Source organism: Nocardioides sp. (assembly GCF_034670285.1).
Classification (GTDB): Bacteria; Actinomycetota; Actinomycetes; order Propionibacteriales; family Nocardioidaceae; genus Nocardioides.
In genome coordinates this window covers 1-1730 of record NZ_JAXMNS010000568.1, presented here as the reverse complement: position 1 = coordinate 1730, position 1730 = coordinate 1, and the positions used below count along the sequence as shown (strand labels likewise).

At 71.8% G+C, this 1730-nt stretch carries 3 protein-coding genes; all 3 read left to right on the top strand.

Annotated features, from left to right (window positions below):
* Positions 1-891 (top strand): bifunctional diaminohydroxyphosphoribosylaminopyrimidine deaminase/5-amino-6-(5-phosphoribosylamino)uracil reductase RibD (gene ribD / locus VOI19_RS19140; protein ID WP_323794517.1); only part of this gene is annotated, 891 nt, incomplete at its 5' end.
* Complete coding sequence (locus VOI19_RS19135; protein WP_323794516.1) at positions 891-1520, top strand: riboflavin synthase; 630 nt, start codon at positions 891-893, stop codon at positions 1518-1520. The genes ribD and VOI19_RS19135, both read left to right, overlap by 1 nt.
* Positions 1517-1730: 3,4-dihydroxy-2-butanone-4-phosphate synthase (locus VOI19_RS19130; RefSeq protein ID WP_323794515.1), on the top strand; the 214-nt coding region annotated here is incomplete at its 3' end. The genes VOI19_RS19135 and VOI19_RS19130, both read left to right, overlap by 4 nt.

Sequence of the window (1730 nt, the reverse complement as noted above, 5' to 3'; positions counted from 1 at the left end):
GGCGAGGCTGCGCGCGGCGCGACCGCCGTGGTGACCCTCGAGCCGTGCAACCACACCGGTCGCACCGGACCGTGCACCGAGGCGCTCGTCGCGGCCGGCGTGAGCCGGGTCGTGTATGCCGAGTCCGACGCGAACCCCGTGGCCGCCGGTGGACGCGCCCGGCTCGAGGAGGCCGGGATCGAGGTGGAGGCGGGACTGCTGGCCGACGAGGCCGCAGCCCTCGCCGCTGTCTACCGCCTGGTGAAGCGCGAGCAGCGCCCCTTCGTGACCTGGAAGTTCGCCACGACGCTGGACGGACGAAGCGCGGCCGCCGACGGCACCTCACGCTGGGTCTCGGGCCGGGCCGCGCGCCTGGACACGCACCGCCTGCGGGCGCTGTGCGACACGATGCTGGTCGGGAGCAACACCGTGGCGGTCGACGACCCGATGCTGACGGTGCGCGATGCCGACGACCACCCGCTCGCCGTCCAGCCCCTGCGCGCGGTGATGGGGGAGCGCGACCTGCCGGCAGACCGGCGGATCTTCGATGCCGGGCTCGCCCACGGTGGGGCCACGGTGCACCTGCGCACCCGGGATCCTCATGCGGCGCTCGCGGAGCTCTACGCGCTCGGCCGCCAGCACGTCTTCCTCGAGGGCGGGCCGACCCTGGCCGCCGCGTTCGTGGCCGCCGGCCTGGTCGACGAGATCGTCGTCTACGTCGCCCCGATGTTCCTCGGCGCCGGGCGCAACGCCGTCGGCGACCTCGGAATCACCACGATCTCCCAGGCGTTGCGTCCGCAGGTCACCGACGTGCGTGTCCTTCCCGGCCTCGACGGCGAGCAGCCCAACGTGCGCCTGACGCTCACGCCCCGCCCGGCCGACCGCCCCCTACCCAGCCACCAGGAGTCCTGATGTTCACCGGAATCGTCGAGGAGCTCGGCACCGTCGACTCGATCGAGCACCAGGGCGACGCGATTCGCCTGACGGTCCGCGCCGGACTCGTGCTCGAGGACGTCGGTCTCGGCGACTCCATCGCCGTCAACGGCTGCTGCCTCACCGTCGTCACGCACGACGGGGAGCTCTGGACCGCCGACGTCATGCAGGAGACGCTCGACAAGACCAGCCTGCTCGGCGTGAAGCCCGGTGACCGCGTCAACCTCGAGCGTGCCGTCACCGCCGACAAGCGCCTGGGCGGTCACATCGTCCAGGGCCACGTCGACGGCGTCGGCCACGTCGTCAGCCGCACGCCCAGCGAGCACTGGGAGGTCGTCGAGATCTCCCTGCCGCCCGGGCTCGCGAAGTACCTCGTCGACAAGGGCTCCATCACCGTCGACGGCGTGAGCCTCACCGTCGTGGAGGCCGGTCCGACCGCCTTCACGATCAGTCTCATCCCCGAGACCCTGGCCCGCACCACCCTCGGTCACCGGCAGCCCGGCGACCGGGTCAACCTCGAGGTCGACATCCTCGCCAAGCACGTAGAGAAGCTGCTGGACGCCCGACTGGGTGCGCTCAGCGAGTCACACGAAGGAGCACCATCATGACCGAGTCGTTGGACCAGCCGCAGCACGGCGGGATCCGCCTCGACAGCGTCGAGCGCGCGATCGCCGACATCGCCGCCGGCAAGGCCGTCGTGGTCGTCGACGACGAGGGCCGCGAGAACGAGGGCGACATCATCTTCGCGGCGTCGAAGGCGACCCCCGAGCTGATGGCCTTCACCATCCGCCACTCCAGCGGCGTGATCTGCGTGCCGA

Coding starts and splice junctions, on each gene's coding strand:
- VOI19_RS19135 (WP_323794516.1), top strand. CDS start 891: ATGTTCACCGGAATCGTCGAGGAGCTCGGCACCGTCGACTCGATCGAG.